Origin of the sequence: Pelosinus fermentans JBW45 (assembly GCF_000271665.2) — a bacterium.
Lineage (GTDB): Bacteria > Bacillota > Negativicutes > DSM-13327 > DSM-13327 > Pelosinus > Pelosinus baikalensis.
The window spans coordinates 1,276,006-1,295,311 of the sequence record NZ_CP010978.1 but is presented as its reverse complement, the minus strand read 5'-3'; the positions used below and the strand labels follow the sequence as shown (position 1 = coordinate 1,295,311).

Sequence of the window (19,306 nt, the reverse complement as noted above, 5' to 3'; positions counted from 1 at the left end):
GAAATATTTAATTATCTGAGAAAATTCGGAATTCAACAGCAATCAGGATCAGGCAGCCAAGTATCTCATCTACGTTAATGCATATGAGGTACTAACTATGGCTACCTAATCAAATCCTTTTTTGCAATTAACGAGCTAACCATCCACCGTCAACAGCCACTGTATAGCCATTCACGTAATCAGAAGCAGGCGCCGCCAAGAATACTACTGGACCAGCCAAATCTTCTGGCAATCCCCAGCGTCCAGCCGGAATACGGCTCACGATTTCAGCATTACGTTGTTCATCAGCACGAATCGGAGCAGTGTTGGCAGTTGCCATATAACCAGGCGCGATTGCATTGGCATTAATGTTATACTTAGCCCATTCATTAGCCATCAGGCGAGTAACACCCATTACGCCACTTTTACTGCCAGTATAAGAAGGCACTCGGATACCACCTTGGAAAGACAACATGGAAGCGATATTAATAATTTTACCGCCATGTCCTTGTTTAATAAATTGTTTTGCTGCCGCTTGGCTAAAGAAAAATACGGTTTTAAGATTAAGATCCATAACATCATCCCAATCTTTTTCTGTAAAGTCAATGGCATCCGCACGTCGAATAGTACCTGCACAATTAACCAAGATATCAATCTTTCCAAAAGCTGCAACCACTTTTTCAATTACAGGAGCAATGACTTCAATGCTCATTAAGTTCGCATCCACTGCTAAGAACTTTCTGCCAGCACTTTCGATTAATGCCTGAGTCTGGGTATTATCACCTAAACCTACGCTTACAATATCTGCTCCTGCATTAGCTAAGGCAAAAGCCATTCCTTGACCAAGCCCCATGGCTGCACCAGTAACAATCGCTACTTTTCCTGTTAAATCAAATATCGTATTCATGTGTAAACCTCCATTTATTGCTTTCATTCATACTCATGGTGTCTTCTTACCAAAAGCATCATTTCAATGTTTTCATATCAACATGATCCATATCATTGAAGGTTTGATTTTCTCCTGCCATACCCCAAATGAATGTATAACAGTGTGTACCTACACCAGAATGAATCGACCAGCTTGGAGAAAGAATCGCCTCTTCATTTTTTATCACTACATGTCTAGTCTCTGTTGGCTCACCCATATAATGAAATACAATAGCATCTTCTGGAAGATTAAAATAAAAATATACTTCCATACGACGATCGTGTGTATGACAAGGCATGGAATTCCACATGTTGCCGGGTTCAAGAACAGTCATTCCCATTACCACCTGGCAGCTTTTTACCCCTTCTGGATGAATATATTTATATATGTTACGTTCATTTGACTGGTTTATGGAACCTAGATGATTCGGAGTAATTTTGCTTTTTTCAATTTTTACAGTTGGATACGTCTTATGAGCCGGCGCACTATTAAAATAAAATTTAGCTGGCTGCTTGGCATCTGCACTAGAGAAGCTAACTTCTTTTGAACCCATACCAATGTATAAACCATCAGTAGTATTAAGGTCATATTTCACACCATCAACCACGACAGAACCGACATTGCCAACGTTGATGATTCCGATTTCTCGTCGTTCAAGGAAATAATCAACCCCCATACCAGCTCCTGCTTGAAGTACTACAGGCTCGGCTGGATATACACCACCAGTTATCATCCGATCAATATGACTGTAAACCATCTTTACTTCATTTTTCACAAATAACTCTTGAATTAAGAAACGGTTTCGCAGCTCCTCCGTGGTATAATGTTTTGCATCTTCTGGATGAACGTTATGTCTGACATCCATAAAAACCCTCCTTTTCTCACTATGTGGACTTATTTTTCATTTTACACAAATTATATTCGTGCATCAGATTCTAATTCCTTCTTTTTTCTCATAAATAATGTTTTTATTCCACTAAGTGGAATAAAAACATTATTTCGCATACTAAGCTTCTTTTTTAGATCTAAGAGAAACAGTTCGTGTCCTTAAAATATAGCCATTTTTGAAACACAAAGACACAAAAAACGTAAAGGCGTAGAATAAACACGTCTCTGTGTTTAACGCTCTTTTTAAAACGATCTGATACTACAAAAAAAAGCCCCTCTATAACCACATTGTGGTTATAGAGGGGCTTCGTAACGATGCAGTTAACCAACGAGTTTATTCGCTGATTTCTTCCTCATCATCTTCGTCTGCTATAATGTATTCAAAGGTGTCAAGAATATTGGAATGATGTTCTTCTAACGCGTCACTCATTAGTCTTAGCACTGCTCCAGTCTGCTCTTCTGGCAGACCCATAGCAATAATAACATCCGCTATACGATCTTCGAGAATTTCGATGTCATCCGTAAACAACACTGGAATCTCATCCGTTAATTCAGGATCTTTTTCTTCACAACCACACATAATACACACTCCTTTTTTCTATCCATCTTTTAGGACTAAGTAAAGTTCACTTTTTAAACAAACCAGCTAATAGATTGTCCACTATCATAGTACCACGTATTCTTAGCACTGTCTTGTAAACATTTCGTAAATTTTGTAGAAACACAATATTTTTCTTATGCTTCTCCTAATGGCAAAGAACGATGGGCCAATCCTACCACTACTTCATTAAGATTCAATACACCTACACCAAAGTAAATTGCTACGCAAATATGTTCTCCATAACGGGCAATTCCGATTTTTCCGCCCACATTCAGTCCAGCGGCTTTCGACGTAATTTGTTCTAGAGCGGCATGAGTCGCACCAGCCACCGCACCTTCTCCTATATGATTGGCACTCACCAGCCTCTGACGCTGGGCTGCTACTACTGCACGTTCAATAATTTTCTTGACAGATAGTAAATATTCGCCGCCAAAATCAACAGCTACAGAAGAGATACCACGAGCACTTAGGCGCTGACGAATTTCTTGTTCATCTTGTCGATCTTCACTAATTGCCATAGCCATCGCCGCTCTCCCCACATCAATACTCGTAATTTCCACTTTATGCAACCGCCTTCTTTTCAACAACTTTAATTTTTCCCTTATCAACTGCAGCTACGATAAAGAACGTAATTAGACAAACCAGCCATTCCATATAAATGGGATGTGCAAAAATCTGAACTGCCGGGAACATTTGCCAAGCGAACAATGCGATCATACCTGCCAGCGTAGTATAAAATGCTGAATTACGACGGCAAAGACTCGGTGCAAACATGGTAAACAAAAACACCAATGTAAAAGCGGTAGTCAGACTTAGACCAATCAGCATCGTCTTAACAATACCTACGGCATTAAATGCAAACCATAAGGTAAGAATCCCCAATCCTAGAATGGAGTAGCGATTCACAATCGTATATTTCTTATCACTCACACTAGAATTGATAAAACGTTTGTAAATATCCTGAGAAAATAATGTTCCTGCTGCAAGCAAAATATGACAAGCAGTAGCAACATCTGCTGCCCAAAGTGCCGCCAGCGTCAAACCAGACACGATAGGATCCAGCCCCATAATCATCTGGGGAAGAGCCAATGTAGCGTTCATACCTGGATGGGCAACTCTAGCAGCCATTCCCATAATAGCGCAGGAGAAGCCAACAGGGAACATCAAAAGAGCTCCCCACAAGAATCCTCTCTTCGCAGCCTTGCCATCAACGGCTGAACAAGCAACCTGTACTGGTCCCTGAGCAGTAATCGTCTGAGTCATCATGACGGCAAACCAGCCAATAATAGTAGCCAGCCCCAAGCCTCCAAGAGGGCTGAACCAGTCAATATTAGCAGGTAAAGCAGCAGCCATACTGCTCAAACCGCCTTGATTGGAAACAGTCGTCACCGTACTGATTAATACACCAATATAAATCAGAGTTACACTTAAAATATTCGACAAGCCAGACGACCATAATCCACCGATTAGAGTCGTTCCAATAAAAACTATGGCACTGGTTATCATGCCACCTTGAAAAGAAAATATACCAGGCAGAAGAGAAGACAAAATCGCTCCGCCAGCAATGTACTGCAGAGATGTAATAACTAATTGAATGGTAATCATCCCTAATACACTAATAGCTCGCCCTTTTTTATCATAATATCGTTCAAATAATTCCGGAATCGTAGTACAATCCATTTCTCTGTATTTTTCAGCTGCTACCATTGCCATCAATACGGCTCCTGCAGCCCAAGCGACATTATACCATCCAGCAGCAATACCAAACTGATATGCATTTTCTGCAACGCCAATTGTCGAAGCAGCGCCAATCGCTGTACCCGCAATATTTGTCGCAACCAGCAAAGTAGTGAGCTTTCGCCCTGCAAATAGAAAACCTGTACTACTTTCGGTCCTTCGCTTTACATAAAAACTAATTCCGAACAAAACAAAAATGTAACTAATAATAATAACCAATTGAATATTCATCTTTTCCATCCTACCTTCCTACTACTAATGTGCAAAATTCGGGAAAAAACAAAAAAACACCCCAATTAGGAGTGCACATCGTTTCATTCACCATTTTGCCATCCTACAACTTCATCTTACTAGTTTTCAATACTACTATTCTACATAATGATTATATAAGCAACAGTGGCTCCATGTCAAATACAGGTGAAGCATTCTATTGAAGCAAAGCAGTCTGTGAAAATGACTTTAAATCATCATTTCCACAGGCTGTCTCCCTCTCAACCATAAATTAATCAGGATTTACACGATACCGATTTTTGCCAGATGATCGCTAATAACATCCATCATACATTCCCCAATAGCTCATTCACCACGCAGCTATTGCACTGTCGGCACGACCTTCCGTACCTCCAGCAAACGTGCCATTTTCTTGTCTTATGATGACTTGTCCCCGTCCAAAGCTGCCAGTTTCAAGAGACAGATTAACAATATGACCTTTTTGCAGTAATGCTTCTGCCATATACATTGGGAAACCCGGCTCTAAATCAATGCTTTTGCCTTCCTTCCACTGCCAGCGAGGTGCATCTAAAGCAGCTTGCGGATTTAATTTATAGTCGATCATATTTACCAGCAGCTGAACATGTCCCTGGGGCTGCATAAAGGCTCCCATAACACCAAAAGGACCTAGAGCTTTGTTATCTTTCGTAAGAAAACCTGGAATAATGGTGTGATACGGTTTTTTTCCAGCTTCTAGGCAATTGACATGAAAGGGATCTAAGGAAAATTGTTTGCCACGATTATGCAGACTAATCCCGGTTCCTGGCACAACAAGACCGGAGCCAAAGCCCATATAGTTACTTTGGATATACGATACCATATTGCCTTCCTTATCAGCTGTCGCTAAATATACCGTTCCTCCAGAATCGGGTCTGCCTGCTTCTGGCAGTATGGCAGCATCTCCAATCAACTTTCTTCGTTCCAGGCCGTAGCCCTCTGAAAGTAAATCAGAAACCTTTACAGTCATATTCTTAGGATCGGCAATATATTTTTGTCCATCAGCAAATGCAATTTTTATGGCTTCGATTTGTTTATGATAAGCATCTATAGGATTTTGCCCTTTAAGCTGTAAACCATTTAATATATTTAATGCCATAAGGGCAACCAATCCATGACCATTAGGCGGTATTTCCCATACCTCATAACCTCGATAGGCAACTTTAATTGGCTGAACCCACTCTGCTTTATACGCAGCCAAATCATCAGCTTGTAAATATCCGCCAAAACTTCGAGAGAACTCACCTATTTTTTCTGCTAAAGAACCCCGATAAAAGGACTCTCCCTTTGTATCACCAATTTCCTGTAAGGTAGCAGCATGATCTAATAATTGGACAATCTCGCCAGCATAAGGAGCTCTGCCCAAGGGAGCAAAGGTAGTAAACCAGGATGCAAACTCTTTTCCCTTTAGAAATTCCGAAAAATTCTTAAATGCAATTGCCCAATATTTACTCACAATAGGAGAGACAGGATATCCTGCTTGAGCATAAGAAATTGCAGGCTTTAGCACCTCACTTAGAGGAAGTCTGCCAAAACGCGCTGACAGCTCTGCCCATGCAGCTGGCACACCGGGAACCGTCACTGGGGTAAAACCATATCGGGGCATCTCTTTAAAACCTTGTCTTCGCACTGCCTCAAGAGAGATGCTTTGGGGCGAAGGTCCGCTGGAATTTAGTCCATATAATTTGCCTTTTATCCAAACCTGGGCAAAAGCATCACCACCAATTCCATTAGAGGTAGGTTCCACTACTGTTAGGCAGGCAGCAGCTGCGATTGCCGCATCAATGGCATTTCCGCCTACTTTGAGAATATCCAGTCCAGATTGCGCAGCCAAATGCTGGGAAGCAGCAACCATTCCATTTTTCGCAAAAACCACGGTACGCTTTGAAGGAAAAGGATAAGAAAGAGCATCAAAATCCATATGTTCATCCTCCTGGATATTATAGTGTACTCTTGGAAAACAATCCTATATAGCCGTAAACAGGCAAAAGATGAGCGTAACTATATTCCGACGATCCCTGTACCTTATTCATTCTACCCTGATATGCATCTTCCTTCTTCTGGAGTTTGCGTAGCTTACGATCTTCCTATTTTCCTTCATGATTGTATTTTGATAATAAATATTGTATCATTGCACATAAGTATGACTAAACTTCCCAGCAAATTGCTTACAAGAGAAAGAAGGCTTACTATATGAAATCATTTGCAACCTATAAAGTTATTAAGGAACATGAGGGTCTGACCCTTGAAGAATATTTGAAAACTATTTTGCAGTATTCTGGAAGAAAAATTCAAAAACTAACAAGACAAAAGGGGATTTTTTTAAACGGAAAGAAAGTTTTTCTCCAAAGAAAGGTAAAATCCCAAGATGTTTTACGCATCCTTATGGCTCAGGATATGACTTACGGAGTTGAGCCAGAGGAAGGAAGCATTGAGATTCTATATGAAGATGATTATATGCTAGTCGTTAATAAGCCCGCCTACCAGCTTGTCCACCCCACTGGGCAAACTACTAAGGGCACATTAGCAAATTATCTGGCATACCACCTACAACAGCAAGGCGTAATCACTACCATCCGCCCTGTACACAGATTAGATCGGGAAACTTCTGGATGCGTAATTTTTGCTAAAGACGATCGCAGCCAGTTCATCTTAGAACAACAGTTAAAAGACAGAACGTTAAAGCGTGTTTACTGGGCTTTGGTAAAGGGAATTGTTCATCCCCCTGCCGCTACCATTGATTTTCCCATTGGTTTTCATCCTACTATGGCAAATCGCCGTGCAGTAAGGGAAAAAGGAGATCCGGCTATTACCCATTATCATACTCTCCATAACTTTTCAGAGACATCATTAGTAGAGCTACGGTTGGATACAGGAAGAACCCATCAGATTCGAGTACATCTTGCTCATATCGGCTACCCCCTTCTAGGAGACGGTATGTATGGCATACGCACTTCTTGGTTAACCAGACAAGCCTTGCACGCATCTTCTGTAACCTTTAATCATATAAAAGATCAGCATGAAATTATAGTACAAGCTCCTCTTCCCCCAGACCTGACCCGGGCTATCGACTTTTGCCGAAGCGAAAAAAATTCCTAAACCATTAAAAGCAAAAACCTCGCCAAAATGCGAGGTTTTTTATTGTCATAGAAAGTATATACTCTTGTGAAAGAGAGCAAGGAACGATGATTGAACCACAAAGGCACAATGCCGCTGATGCGGCACACAAAGGAGTACACGAAAAATATAAATAAAACCCTTTGTGTCCTTTGCGTCTTTGTGGTTGAATTCGTTTTATATGTTTTACTGTTCTGTCAAAGTGAATCAACCCCCTGTTAGAGATTGCCTCACTCTGTTCGCAATGACAAAAAACATCTTTTTCTTATTTATTTAAGTGATAAGGAATGGTTGTCACACTTACATTTTCTTTTATGACCAGCATGGCGTGTAATAGCCAGCCTGTTTGATTATGCAGCAGCCTGTGCCACCATTTCCTTGTCTCAAATTCAGGGATGACAACTGTAATATAGTCCTGCGGGTTTTTTCTCTTTTTTAATGCTTCTACATAATCCAGCAAAGGCTGAATGGTCAGGCGATACGGGGATTGAATGATCTCTAGATCCATTCCCGGGTTCCATTGCTCCCACTTCATTTGTACTTTGGCAGCGCTCTCCTCGTCTTTGGCAATATGTAATACAATAATGTCTTTACTCAAGGTTTTCGCAAATTTTAAGGATTCATATACCACCCGTGTCGGGGATGAGATGGGTACGATTACATAATTGCGCACCACCAGGGTATCATCATATTGTACGTTTTCTTCTAAGGGAAGATGCAGCTGCTCTGCCATATCATCATAATGGGAGCGGATCTTCTTAAATACGAACACCATCACCGGAATGAACACTAATACTGCCCAAGCACCATGGGAAAACTTCGTGAGGGTAATGATGATAACAACCAATCCGGTAGCAACGGCTCCTATGCCATTTACAGCTGCCCGAATCAGCCAACCGCTTCCCTTTTCTCTCTTCCAATGAACAACCATACTGCATTGCGCAATGGTAAAAGAGATAAATACACCAATTGCATATAAGGCGATTAAGTGGTCTAGATGTCCTCCGAAGATCACGATTAATGCCGCAGCGGAAACAGTGATCACGATAATGCCATTGGAAAAGGTCAGACGCTCGCCACGAGAGCTAAGATACCTTGGAAGATATCCATCTCTGGCTACAATTGACAATAATACAGGTAAACCATTATAGGCTGTATTGGCCGCCAAGTATAACACGATCATCGTCGTAACCTGAATGTAATAATAGACAAAGGATCTGCCGAAGACATGTTCTGCAAGCTGGGATAAAGCTGTCACTTCCAGTATGGGGATGACATGAAAATGCATCATCATAAAAGTAACTCCACTTAGCATCACTACCAAAATACCTGCCATCCAATAGGTTGTAATGATTGCATTTTTCGCTTCGGGTTTTTTAAATAAGGGTACACTATCTGCAATTGCCTCCACACCCGTCATGGAACTGCAGCCATTGGCAAAGGCTCTTAGTACTATGTACAGCATTGCCATGTTGAGGGGCTGTCTTTCTAAGGAGGCAGCAGGCAGTAAGGCTCCATCCTGGGTAACGGCTTGATACATTCCTGTTAGAATGAGCGCGACCATCCCTAATAAAAAGGCATAGGTCGGATATACAAACATGTTGGAGGATTCTCGCATACCACGCAGGTTCACCAGCATCAATATGAAAAATAAAATACCTAAATCAATTCCCACTTCTTTACCCACTAAGCTGGGAAAAGCCGATACAATGGCTGCTGTTCCTGCGGCTACACTTACAGCCGCCGTTAGAACATAGTCAGCAAAAACCGCACCCGCAGCTACTAGAGCGGGAAACTCGCCAATGTTCTTTTTGGCAACGGCATAGGCACCTCCGCCCCCAGGATTTGCTCGGGAAACTTGCACATAGGATAATGCCACAATAATTAATAGAATCGATACTGCAATAATGATGGGGGATAAATATCCATAAGCGATAATCCCTTGAGCGGCAACCAGCACGAGTAAGGCTTGTTCTGGTCCATAAGCCACCGATGATAGGGCATCTGAGGAAAATATGGACAGCGCTTTCCACTTTGGTAACCGTTCATGCATCATTTCCTTATTATGAAGGGGCTTGCCAATGAGAAGGCGGCGAGCAATGTTGATCAACTTTAATCTAGACCTCCTTAATATCCTTTTTCTTTATACGCCACTAAATATAGTAATAAGTCCGTCCCTTCTTTTCAAACTCCACTTGCATCAAGTACTGCCTAATCTGAATACTAGATGCAGGTCACAGAATTTATTATACGCTTTTTATGAGATTATATATCCTATTATTTTTCAGGAAAGATTAAATTTTCATGACCTTTTAATAAACAGTAAGAAAAACGCTGAATATACTAAAAAATAAAGCCTTTGATCCGCAAAGGCGCGAAGAGCACAAACAACTTTGTGGCTTATATACATTCTAGAACAGCAAAAAAGCTTCGCGTGATTTGCGAAGCTTCAAATGTACGTGGTTATTAGAATTTCACCATTTTTTTAAGCCAAGTGATGTTTTAAACGGCGGTACTTTAATAAGTCAATGAAGGCTTCCAATCGAGTCACTATGCCGGCTTCACCTGATTGTTCATCAAAAGCTAACGATAATACCGGGATGTCCACATCATTGCTAACCTTAGGTAGAATATTTTTAGCAACAATTTCAGGCATACAAGTAAACGGGAACATATGAATAATGCCGTCATAGTTTTCCTGTCCCATATTAACCGTATGGGCGATACTTTTTATGCCGTGGCCACCTACATAATGACCAAGATAGGGATGAGCCAAGTCGGCTAAATATTTAAATTTCTCAAGATATTCTCGCTTTCTAAACAAATGCCCGTTTATGTAGTCACTTAAATACATGGTTTTATACACTTCAACTCCCATATTTCCTAAACGCCAATCTATGTTTTGGTTAATCGACGGCTCAAGCATAACATAAATTTCACCAACTACACCAATACGCAGCGGTCTAACGCTAGACTTGAGTTTAACTCCGTCCAGTTCGCTTTCAGCCTTATGCCAAGCGGTTCTTAATGTAGAAAGATTTTCTGCGGCATCAATCACATCAACAGTTTGCCGCCAGATGAAATCGGATTCACCTACAGATACCTCCCGCGGTCGTATCATATTCACTTTTCGCTGAATACTATCCATCGCGTTTATTTTTGCTAAAGCCAAGCGAAATGCTAAATAAACCTCCCAAAAATTACGTTTAAAAGCAACCCGGTGTAATTGCTTTATAATATCAACAATATCAGGTTCAACAACTATCATATCAAATCTATAACCTAAATTTTGAAGAATGCCCTGTTGAATTTCAGCATAGTAACCTAAGCGGCATGGACCTACCCCTCCACAAGTTACAATTGTATTCGCACCTTGTTCAAGGGCTTCAATAAAATTTCCTAAATTGACTTTAAAGGGTAAACAAGTAGTCTCTGGAGAATATTTCATACCCAATTCCAACGTCCTTTTAGAAATGGGCGGAGGAAGCACCACTTGTCGTCCGAGACCGGTGAAGAGTGCCTTAAGGGCTATACTCATATCTCCCATATGGGGAAAAGTAATAATCATGACTGTTTCCTCCGAATTAACATATCCGTAAACGCCTCCAGCCTTGTCACAAAGCCCGCCTCAGCCGTATGTTCGTCTACTGTTAAGAGCATGCACGGGATGTTAAGCGCTTGGGCACGCTGATTGATCAATTCACCTATTAAGGCATCAGGTCCACAGCTAAAAGAAGTTATAAAAATCAGCCCGTCAACGGGTTGCCTTGATTGTATTAAGGCTAATGCCGCACCTGCCATATGATCGCCATTAGACCAAAATATTTTTTTGCCAAGAGTCTTAGCGGCAATAGCGGCTTGGCGATTACTAACCATCTCAGGGGTTATAACATGAATACCAAAGTGATTCAATTTATCAATAATATTCATGCTAATTTGTTGGTCATAAATAATGTAGGGGTGACCAATTAAGCCTATACGCTGCCCGTTAGGTTTACTACAATGGATTGCTTGTTCCAGACGCCGATACTGCCAAGCATGATACCATGCATAAAGACTGCTAATCGCATTTCTGCCAAGCATATGTCCTACCGTCACAATCGCCTGATACAAACTGCGATTATTCTGGCGAAGATTTAAGTTGACATCAATGAGCGGCGGTAAGTTGTCAATATTACTGCGCAGCATATCCGGCATACCAATAATTTTGGGACACGTATATTGTCCGGTTGCAACGCTGATTATTCGTGGTGTAAATAGGTAATCCACTTGCTTGTACAACTCATAAATATGTCCAAAGTATACTTTAGCAGGCAGGCATACCTCGTCCAATCCACTTCCGCAATTTAGCGTCGCTTTAGACGTATCGCCAGTAATAACTACCTCGGCCCCCAGTTCTTGCAAAAATCTTTCCCAAATTGATCCATATTGGTAATATAGTAGCCCCCGTGGTAACCCAATTCTTATCGCCAAGAAACATCATCATCCTTTTTTAGCCTTTTCTCAAGCAACTGTTACACTATTACTCCATTTACCACATTGGTCCCCCCAACGCGCTGCTACATTACCGTTCATTTTAATTTCAACGACTTCACACATATTAGCGCAGCCACTGCACTCAAAGCTTCGTGGTGTGTAGACAAAATCAATTACATCAAAACCTCGGAAGACAGTTGGTTTCGTCTGAGTAACTTCTTCCTTGGCTAATAAAGCGGAACCAATGGCTCCCATAACATTATGGTAGGGTGAAACCACTACAGGACAGCCTAACGCTTCTTCAAAAGCTCTTTTGATTCCCTTGTTTGCCGCTACCCCGCCTTGGAAGAGAATAGGACTTTGGATTTGCTTTCCTTTACCTATATTATTGAGATAGTTTCTTACTAAAGCCTGACATAATCCGTTAATAATATCTGAAGTTACATGACCAGTCTGCTGTTTATGAATCATGTCAGATTCGGCAAAAACTGCACAGCGTCCCGCAATCCGGACTGGTGTTGTTGACTCTAAAGCCTTGTCTCCAAAATCCTCGATTCCTATATTAAGACGAGCAGCCTGCTGGTCCAAAAAAGACCCCGTACCGGCTGCGCATACGGTGTTCATAGCGAAATCAGTAACTACTCCGTTACGAATAATAATCATTTTAGAGTCTTGTCCACCAATTTCTAGTACAGTTTTCACATCCGGCATGATATGCATCGCCGCTACTGCATGGGCGGTGATTTCATTCTTTATGCTATCCGCTCCTACTATTACTCCCGTGAGGTGGCGACCACTACCAGTAGTACCGACACCTTTCACCTTTATTTCAGGGTTACGCTCTTTAATTTGACGTAAGCCATTTTGTACTGCTTCAATTGGTCTCCCTTGCGTACGTATATATAACGAATCGATTACCTTGCCAAATTCGTCAAGAACAGCAATGTTAGTACTTACTGACCCCACGTCAATACCTAAATATACATGCATCAATAATGCCTCCCATATAACATTCACTTTTAGTAGTATACCACATTTCTTACATTTTACCAATTTTGGTAAATAAATGTATGAATTTGATAAAAGGGCACCCTATAAGTCAAATGATATTGTAGCAACTCCAATGGTTTCCTTACGGAAATATGCCTTCTTATTTTCTCGTTAATGTTGATATTTCTTACGTTTAATACAATCAGCAAAAGCTTCAATACGGGTAATAATGCCCACATCGCTGGAATGCTCGTCGATACTTAGCGTTAGTAAAGGTAAATTATAGTCATTGGCGATATTCTTTAATGCAGATTGGGCGACCACCTCAGGCATGCAGCCGAAAGGATATATGTGAATGATCCCATCATACCCATCCCGGGCGCACTGCAAAGCACTTCCTACTGATTTTAAGCCATCACCACCTACATGATAGTTGAGATATGGCTTAGCTTGGTCAAGATACGCCTTTTCTTCACTATATAATCCCAAAGCTTGTAGTAAAGTATTCGAATAAACCCAATTTCCGGTATAAACAAATTTTTTGACCTCTATCCCTTGCTTAATTAATAAGTCTTCAATACTATGGTTTACATAGGGTTCTAATAAAAGATAGAATTCACCGATTAGGGCTATTCTGGGCGGTCGACATTGGTTATTGTTGCAGATAGCCCCTATTGAGCTAATCGTAAAATCCCGGATAAAATTAATTTTCTTGTAAGTAGAATTGGCAAGTTCCTGTGTACCGCCTCTGCATATATCTATGATTTGTTCTGGGCTATTCGTTCGTGCCCCATAAAAATTTTTAGCTTCGTTCATAGCATCAAGAGCTTTTAACAATTTTATCCCCATTGCCATATTCTTAAGAATCACCAAACGACTTGCACGAGGCGCCACTGTCCGTAAAAAACGGTACAAGTCACTAAATAAATGATTTGTATCCAGCATATAAAATTGTATTTGTCCTTTTTCTGCGAGATAAATTTTTTGTACAGCATTGTAAAAGCCCAAGCGGCATTTCCCTGCGCCACATACGCTTACTAAGGTATCTGCCCCTTGGTCGATACTTTCTATAAAATTACCCATATTAATTTTATATGGTAAACATACGCCCTCTGGAGAATAAAGAGAGCCCAATTCTATCGTTTTCTTGGAAATTGGCGGCGCCTCGATGACTTCAACTCCTAGGTTATTTAGCATTTTTGAAACCGGCATGTTTAAATATCCCATATGAGGGTATGTTACCTTCAATATTTCTGCCTCCATTCCACCAAATCCCAAAATGCTTCAATCCGTGTTATGAGACCGGCGCTTCCCATGTGCTCATCAATATTGATGATTATGTAGGGTTTATCGCTTTTTTTGAATACATGATGCTCTACGTATTCATTAACAAGTGAATCTGGGCCACAGCCAAAGCTTGATACCATAATAATACCCGCAATATCAGGCTGGCGACAGAAGTAGTGAGCCGCCCCGGCAATTTTCGCCGATAGCTGCCAGTAGATATCCGGCTCAAAGACTTTAGCCTCATCATATAGTACTTTTCTCGCCACATGATTAGGAGTAATAACTTGAACCCCACGCGAGGCTAAGAAGTTCATTATATTGCCGCAGAAAAAGGCATCCTTTAATAAATAACTATGACCAATAACAGCTATTTTGGGGGTTGAAGATCCAATATCACCAGGCACATCAGCTCGCCATGATTTAAGTGCTCGTCGATAGGCTAAATACCCAGGGACAGCCGATAATCCAATCGCTTGACAAGTGGTATATAGGGACTGCAGTTGATTCACCGACGACTTATACTCGACATTGGGAGAAATAATCTGTTCCGGAGACAACCTAAACGTATTTCTAACGACATCAGGTAAACCGGCAAATTTAGCACAGAAAAGGAAGTTACGATGGTATTGGACGACACGAGGTACAAATATATGGGTGCACTCCGAGAGTAAAGAGTCAACATGCCCCAAATACACTTTTAAAGGCAGGCAAGATTCATCTATACCTAGTAATGTGCCTCGATCTAAAATTTGTTTATTGGTTTCACCGGAAATAGAAACAGGTATATCCGCATACCGAAAAAAATCAGCCCACAGGCTGCCAAATTCGTGATATAGCATAGCCTGGGGAATACCAACATGAACATGCACATCTATCATCCTTTGCAGAAGAAAATTAGTACATCATTAGAAAGAGGTAGTTATTCCTACCTCTCTATTTTGGCCATTGTTCCTCAATATTAGCCTTTGAATCATTGGGACATACATATTATTATTTTCAACCTGTATCTTTTTATAAGTGGGAGTTATAGGAAAATCCCTTATTATCATCTCTTCTCAATGAAAGTCTAACAGTAGTTGAAGAAATAAAATAGATGACTTTGGGAGCTTGCAAAACCTCAGTCAAAAAAATAACAAGAAAACACTAAAATATACTAAAACTGAAAGCCGATGTTATCGGTTATGAAACAATTTGAAGTAAAAAGACAAAAGAGCCATCCACCTAATTAAAAGTAGACGGCTAATGGAAAGAATGAAAACTTCATTCTTTCTTATGTGCAGCAGGTGCTACATGAGAAAACATCCGCATAATCCAGAGAAGTATAATAGCTCCTATAGTACTTGAAATTATCGTTCCTATCGTACCATAAGCAGAGATGCCTATGAGACTAAATAAATAGCCACCAATAAAAGAACCAACAACGCCAGTTACTAAGTCACCCCAAATACCAAAACCTCCACCCCGTGAAATCATACCAGCCAACCAGCCAGAGACCAATCCGATTAATAAAAACCAAAGCATTTGCATATAAGTATCATCCTTTCATAAGTGATACTTATATGATCTCTATTTACTCACCATTTTATACAATTAAGCTTCATATAGTAATAATCACTTGGCAGATGATGTAGCCGACCAACGATTTAAAACAACTTCCCATCCTGAACTATCCCCCCTGTTTGAGCCTTATTTATAAAGTTGGCCAACATCTCAGCATTTTGATTACTACGGTCAAACTTGTTTTGCAGGACGTTCTTGTCCTGTGCTTCGCATAATCATAAAATATTACTGTACCGGAATCCATGATTCGCGAAGTCATTCAGGATTAGTCCCTGGCTATAAAACAAAAAGACCTGGACAGAGTCCAAGCCATGCTGCAAAACGTAATAAGTAAAGTTGTTGTAAATCCTGATTATTCTGTATTAATCCAGCTAAAGCTGGTTTGTTTAGAGTTGGTGCCGAGGACACTAATAACACTATACCGACACATTATTATCACTATAATACAGACAGGAAAACAGTTAAAGCTGGAATTATTGAAATATCTGAAAATGCGTAATAAAAATCACCGTCCACCAGTTAAGGCAGACGGCGATTTAGTGTGTGCGGTATTATTTACTGTACATATACTCCACCAAAAACATTACATTTTGTTCCAGAAGAACAAGTTACTGTAAATTTCAAAACATAGTAACTAGATTTAGGAAATGTGAAAAATACTTTATATTTTTTAGCTGAGCTATCAGGTGTACATTCAATATTTTTCGTTTCGATTACAGTTGACCCATTTGTATCAATTAAGTCAATATGCAATATATTGATACGACTACTAGTACCCCACCAATCATAATCAAATTCGACCATATAATTGAAATCTTTCCCACCATCAAAAGCATCCGTCACATACGCAGATGACGGTGAAGCAGTTCCACCCACTTCAATTTTTTTATACCATGCCATAAAACATACCCCCATTTATTTTTTTTAAAAACCGACATAGCTAAGGACCTTTCTTTTCGTTGCGTGTGTATCCTGTATATCGGCTTTCACTAATACACATTCCGTAGTAACTACAAATTAAACTACTGAATGCAAATTTATTTCTCATTCTTTATCCGTACATATAAGCTGAATTTTGGATAGTATAAAAATAACAAAGGCGCCTCACTCAATAAGAGTAATGCGCCTTTTAAGGAATACTTGCTAAGCGGCAGGCAGGTTTAGGTTTTAGCAGGTAGAACTACAGTCATCTTCACAGCAGCAGAAAAATAGAAGAAGAATAATGATAATAATGATAAAGCATGATCCTCCACGTCCGCCACCCCAACCACCAAATCCCATAAATTTTCCTCCTTTCTGCATGACTGATTTTTATTATAGTTTATGCTTCTTAGAAGTTTTTTGTTACGAGATATCAAAATAGGAAAAATAACTTATCTCATATCCCTATTGCGACAAGTTTAGTATCAATCATCATTTATCATATAGACCAAGACAAAAGCTGAAACGAAAGCTTCCGAAACTATGTCCAAAACCTTCTAAACTATGACCGAATCCTCCCAAACCAGGACCAATAAATGGACGCCAACCACCACAGTTACGATACATTATTTGCACCTCCTATGATCGCGTTCACTGTATATTATGTAATTTAACTATAAAGGTACTATAGGGACTTATAAAAAGAGCCGTCCACCTAGTTAAATAAAATCAAACTACCTTAACGAAGAACAGGTAATAGAAGTAATTGAATCATATAAGGCATTGGAAAATAATAAAGCACCCGAATCTCTTCAGGTGCTAATCAACACTTTTCTTGACCACGTTATCATCTGGAAAGATGAAGTTAAGGTCATTCTTAAAGTGTATGTTGATTTGGTTGGTGCCGAGGACCGGAATCGAACCGGTACGGAGATTTCTCTCCGACGGATTTTAAGTCCGTTGCGTCTGCCAGTTCCGCCACCCCGGCATATTCATCATATGCCAAACTGTTAAAGGCAGTGTAGTAAACTATTTTTGGAGGCGACACCTAGATTTGAACTAGGGAATAAAGGTTTTGCAAACCTCTGCCTTACCACTTGGCTATGTCGCCATAATTGGAGCGGGAAACGAGATTCGAACTCGCGACCCTCGCCTTGGCAAGGCGATGCTCTACCGCTGAGCTATTCCCGCAATAACATATTAGAAAATAAAACTGGTCGGAGCGGCAGGATTCGAACCTGCGACCCCCTGGTCCCAAGCCAGGTGCTCTACCAAGCTGAGCCACGCCCCGTTTAAAATGGTCTGATCACCAGCAGAACATAACCTCGAAGAACGATCTTCAATGGTCTTCTTTATGCCGCTATACCAGCAATTTATTGATAAAAACGACCGTTAATATCGTTAAAATTTAAACTGTGGTGACGAGTTCTAATTATAGCAGAGGAATTAATATCCGTCAACAATATTTTATATCGTAATTTTTTAGTAGCTATTGAATCATAAAAAAAGTGCTGATGTGCCCTTTAAAAAATAGAACGAATTGAACCACAAAGACGTAAAGGACACAAAGGGCTTAATTATATTTTTTTGTGTACTCCTTTGTGGTTCATAAAATCTTATATTTTTCCACTAATAATACTATAGAATAACAGTAATGCCCTGCAATTTTAAATTGCAAGGCATTACTGTTACTCTTTGATTTCTGCTTTTATCCTTAAGCGATGGCGGATGCAAGTTTTGCTCCAAGTTCTTTGCATGATGCAAGTCCTTCATCGTCAGGAGCGTTTTGGATTGTCAAAGCTTCTTCCACAAGTTTAGCCCCTTGCCCTTCCATTCGTTCCACCCAGTCTCTCATCCATTGACCATCTCCCCAGTCAAAAGAGCCAAATAAAACTAAAGGAATCCCAGATAGATTTTCCCCTTCTAATGAGGTAATAAAAGGATCGAATTCGCCTTCTTCCAATACTTCATTGCCCATTGCTGAACAACCCAATGCTACTGCATCAGATTTTAGTACATCATCTTTACTCGCTTTATCCACAGAAAGTAAATTCACCGAAATTCCATCTACCCCAGCGCCTGCTGCAATGGCTTTAGCCATTTCTTCAGTATTCCCTGTCCCACTCCAATAAATAACGGAAATCTTCTTCATACACTCATTCCCCCATTTTTTATTTGATTGCTTTAACCTCTTACTTACACTCGCTTATTCTTTTGATTCTTTATGGAGAATACATCCTGTATTCAGTTCCAACATGATAACGATATTCATTATCATGTTGGAACTGAAAAAAATACCCTAATGGGCTGTTCAAACGTTCATAAGTTGCTGTACGTAAGAAGTTTATAGTTACTTAACCAATGATGCATGTAATTGAGTTTATGATATTAATTCTCAATTCAATGACTATATTCTATCAATAAGATTCTTTCCTGTCAATAAAAAAGTAAGAAAAACCCTGCGTGTTTTTTTAACATAGCCGTTTTGAAACACAAAGACACAAAGCCGCTTACGCGGACACAAAGAACACAAAGGTGTAGGATAAACACGTCTC

Annotated in this window: 17 protein-coding genes and 4 tRNA genes; 1 reads left to right on the top strand and 20 read right to left on the bottom strand. The window is 40.2% G+C overall.

Annotation, left to right across the window (positions count from 1 at the left end; all coding sequences use genetic code 11):
• Positions 1-127: 127 nt before the first annotated feature.
• The 6 genes from kduD to JBW_RS05280 form a co-directional block, all read right to left on the bottom strand.
• Positions 128-886 (bottom strand): 2-dehydro-3-deoxy-D-gluconate 5-dehydrogenase KduD, encoded by a 759-nt coding sequence (gene kduD, locus JBW_RS05305; protein ID WP_007955785.1) that lies wholly within the window; start codon positions 884-886, stop codon positions 128-130.
• A 58-nt stretch (positions 887-944) separates the two neighbouring features.
• Entirely contained in the window at positions 945-1,772 is an 828-nt protein-coding gene (kduI, locus tag JBW_RS05300) for a 5-dehydro-4-deoxy-D-glucuronate isomerase (protein ID WP_007955784.1), read from the bottom strand.
• A 357-nt stretch (positions 1,773-2,129) separates the two neighbouring features.
• Positions 2,130-2,375: a hypothetical protein gene (locus tag JBW_RS05295; RefSeq protein ID WP_007931404.1), complete on the bottom strand. Its 246-nt coding sequence runs from the start codon at positions 2,373-2,375 to the stop codon at positions 2,130-2,132.
• 155 nt (positions 2,376-2,530) lie between these two features.
• Positions 2,531-2,956 carry a HutP family protein gene (locus JBW_RS05290; RefSeq protein WP_007955782.1) on the bottom strand — a complete coding sequence of 142 codons (426 nt, stop codon included), beginning with the start codon at positions 2,954-2,956 and terminating at the stop codon, positions 2,531-2,533.
• A gap of 1 nt (position 2,957) precedes the next feature.
• A complete protein-coding gene (locus tag JBW_RS05285; RefSeq protein ID WP_036680857.1) occupies positions 2,958-4,364 on the bottom strand; it encodes a sodium:solute symporter family protein in 1,407 nt (468 codons plus the stop codon).
• 349 nt (positions 4,365-4,713) lie between these two features.
• Positions 4,714-6,321: a gamma-glutamyltransferase family protein gene (locus JBW_RS05280; protein ID WP_007955778.1), complete on the bottom strand. Its 1,608-nt coding sequence runs from the start codon at positions 6,319-6,321 to the stop codon at positions 4,714-4,716.
• Between the two features lie 272 nt (positions 6,322-6,593).
• On the opposite strand from JBW_RS05280, the gene JBW_RS05275 reads away from it, so the two are divergent.
• On the top strand, positions 6,594-7,499 hold the full coding sequence (locus JBW_RS05275) for an RluA family pseudouridine synthase (protein WP_007955776.1): 906 nt from the start codon (positions 6,594-6,596) through the stop codon (positions 7,497-7,499).
• A 283-nt stretch (positions 7,500-7,782) separates the two neighbouring features.
• On the opposite strand, the gene JBW_RS05270 is transcribed toward JBW_RS05275, so the two are convergent.
• The 14 genes from JBW_RS05270 to JBW_RS05205 all read right to left on the bottom strand — a co-directional run bounded on the left by JBW_RS05270 (position 7,783) and on the right by JBW_RS05205 (position 18,903).
• Positions 7,783-9,627, bottom strand: coding sequence for an APC family permease (locus JBW_RS05270; protein ID WP_007955774.1), 1,845 nt, complete (start codon positions 9,625-9,627; stop codon positions 7,783-7,785).
• A gap of 375 nt (positions 9,628-10,002) precedes the next feature.
• The gene (locus JBW_RS05260) at positions 10,003-11,085 is read right to left on the bottom strand and encodes an acyl-CoA dehydratase activase-related protein (RefSeq protein WP_007955772.1); all 1,083 of its coding nucleotides are present in this window, start codon (positions 11,083-11,085) and stop codon (positions 10,003-10,005) included.
• Positions 11,082-11,990, bottom strand: coding sequence for an acyl-CoA dehydratase activase-related protein (locus tag JBW_RS05255; RefSeq protein ID WP_007955771.1), 909 nt, complete (start codon positions 11,988-11,990; stop codon positions 11,082-11,084). The genes JBW_RS05260 and JBW_RS05255 overlap by 4 nt, the downstream gene beginning before the upstream one ends.
• A 30-nt stretch (positions 11,991-12,020) precedes the next feature.
• On the bottom strand, positions 12,021-12,983 hold the full coding sequence (locus JBW_RS05250; protein WP_007955769.1) for an acyl-CoA dehydratase activase: 963 nt from the start codon (positions 12,981-12,983) through the stop codon (positions 12,021-12,023).
• A 171-nt stretch (positions 12,984-13,154) separates the two neighbouring features.
• Positions 13,155-14,231, bottom strand: a complete 1,077-nt coding sequence (locus tag JBW_RS05245; RefSeq protein WP_007955767.1) for a hypothetical protein — start codon at positions 14,229-14,231, stop codon at positions 13,155-13,157.
• Complete coding sequence (locus JBW_RS05240; protein ID WP_036680828.1) at positions 14,228-15,148, bottom strand: acyl-CoA dehydratase activase-related protein; 921 nt, start codon at positions 15,146-15,148, stop codon at positions 14,228-14,230. Before JBW_RS05240 ends, JBW_RS05245 begins: the two co-directional genes overlap by 4 nt.
• A gap of 382 nt (positions 15,149-15,530) precedes the next feature.
• Positions 15,531-15,791, bottom strand: a complete 261-nt coding sequence (locus JBW_RS05235) for a GlsB/YeaQ/YmgE family stress response membrane protein (RefSeq protein WP_036680855.1) — start codon at positions 15,789-15,791, stop codon at positions 15,531-15,533.
• Between the two features lie 594 nt (positions 15,792-16,385).
• Complete coding sequence (locus tag JBW_RS05230; protein ID WP_007955760.1) at positions 16,386-16,730, bottom strand: hypothetical protein; 345 nt, start codon at positions 16,728-16,730, stop codon at positions 16,386-16,388.
• A gap of 513 nt (positions 16,731-17,243) precedes the next feature.
• The gene (locus JBW_RS25930; RefSeq protein ID WP_007955758.1) at positions 17,244-17,378 is read right to left on the bottom strand and encodes a hypothetical protein; all 135 of its coding nucleotides are present in this window, start codon (positions 17,376-17,378) and stop codon (positions 17,244-17,246) included.
• Positions 17,379-17,650: 272 nt separating this feature from the next.
• A tRNA-Leu gene (locus JBW_RS05225) sits at positions 17,651-17,739 on the bottom strand.
• 48 nt (positions 17,740-17,787) lie between these two features.
• Positions 17,788-17,862 (bottom strand) — tRNA-Cys (locus JBW_RS05220).
• 5 nt (positions 17,863-17,867) lie between these two features.
• Positions 17,868-17,942, bottom strand: a tRNA-Gly gene (locus JBW_RS05215).
• 23 nt (positions 17,943-17,965) lie between these two features.
• Positions 17,966-18,042: transfer RNA gene (locus JBW_RS05210), tRNA-Pro, on the bottom strand.
• A 423-nt stretch (positions 18,043-18,465) separates the two neighbouring features.
• The gene (locus tag JBW_RS05205) at positions 18,466-18,903 is read right to left on the bottom strand and encodes a flavodoxin (protein ID WP_007955756.1); all 438 of its coding nucleotides are present in this window, start codon (positions 18,901-18,903) and stop codon (positions 18,466-18,468) included.
• Positions 18,904-19,306 lie beyond the last annotated feature (403 nt).

Bases quoted from the DNA above. Each gene is read 5' to 3' on its own strand.
- JBW_RS05295 (WP_007931404.1), bottom strand. From the start codon at position 2,375: ATGTGTGGTTGTGAAGAAAAAGATCCTGAATTAACGGATGAGATTCCA.
- JBW_RS05205 (WP_007955756.1), bottom strand. From the start codon at position 18,903: ATGAAGAAGATTTCCGTTATTTATTGGAGTGGGACAGGGAATACTGAA.
- JBW_RS05260 (WP_007955772.1), bottom strand. From the start codon at position 11,085: ATGATTATTACTTTTCCCCATATGGGAGATATGAGTATAGCCCTTAAG.
- JBW_RS05275 (WP_007955776.1), top strand. From the start codon at position 6,594: ATGAAATCATTTGCAACCTATAAAGTTATTAAGGAACATGAGGGTCTG.
- JBW_RS05230 (WP_007955760.1), bottom strand. From the start codon at position 16,730: ATGGCATGGTATAAAAAAATTGAAGTGGGTGGAACTGCTTCACCGTCA.
- JBW_RS05280 (WP_007955778.1), bottom strand. From the start codon at position 6,321: ATGGATTTTGATGCTCTTTCTTATCCTTTTCCTTCAAAGCGTACCGTG.
- JBW_RS05285 (WP_036680857.1), bottom strand. From the start codon at position 4,364: ATGAATATTCAATTGGTTATTATTATTAGTTACATTTTTGTTTTGTTC.
- JBW_RS05240 (WP_036680828.1), bottom strand. From the start codon at position 15,148: ATGATAGATGTGCATGTTCATGTTGGTATTCCCCAGGCTATGCTATAT.
- kduD (WP_007955785.1), bottom strand. From the start codon at position 886: ATGAATACGATATTTGATTTAACAGGAAAAGTAGCGATTGTTACTGGT.
- kduI (WP_007955784.1), bottom strand. From the start codon at position 1,772: ATGGATGTCAGACATAACGTTCATCCAGAAGATGCAAAACATTATACC.
- JBW_RS25930 (WP_007955758.1), bottom strand. From the start codon at position 17,378: ATGTATCGTAACTGTGGTGGTTGGCGTCCATTTATTGGTCCTGGTTTG.
- JBW_RS05235 (WP_036680855.1), bottom strand. From the start codon at position 15,791: ATGCTTTGGTTTTTATTAATCGGATTGGTCTCTGGCTGGTTGGCTGGT.
- JBW_RS05250 (WP_007955769.1), bottom strand. From the start codon at position 12,983: ATGCATGTATATTTAGGTATTGACGTGGGGTCAGTAAGTACTAACATT.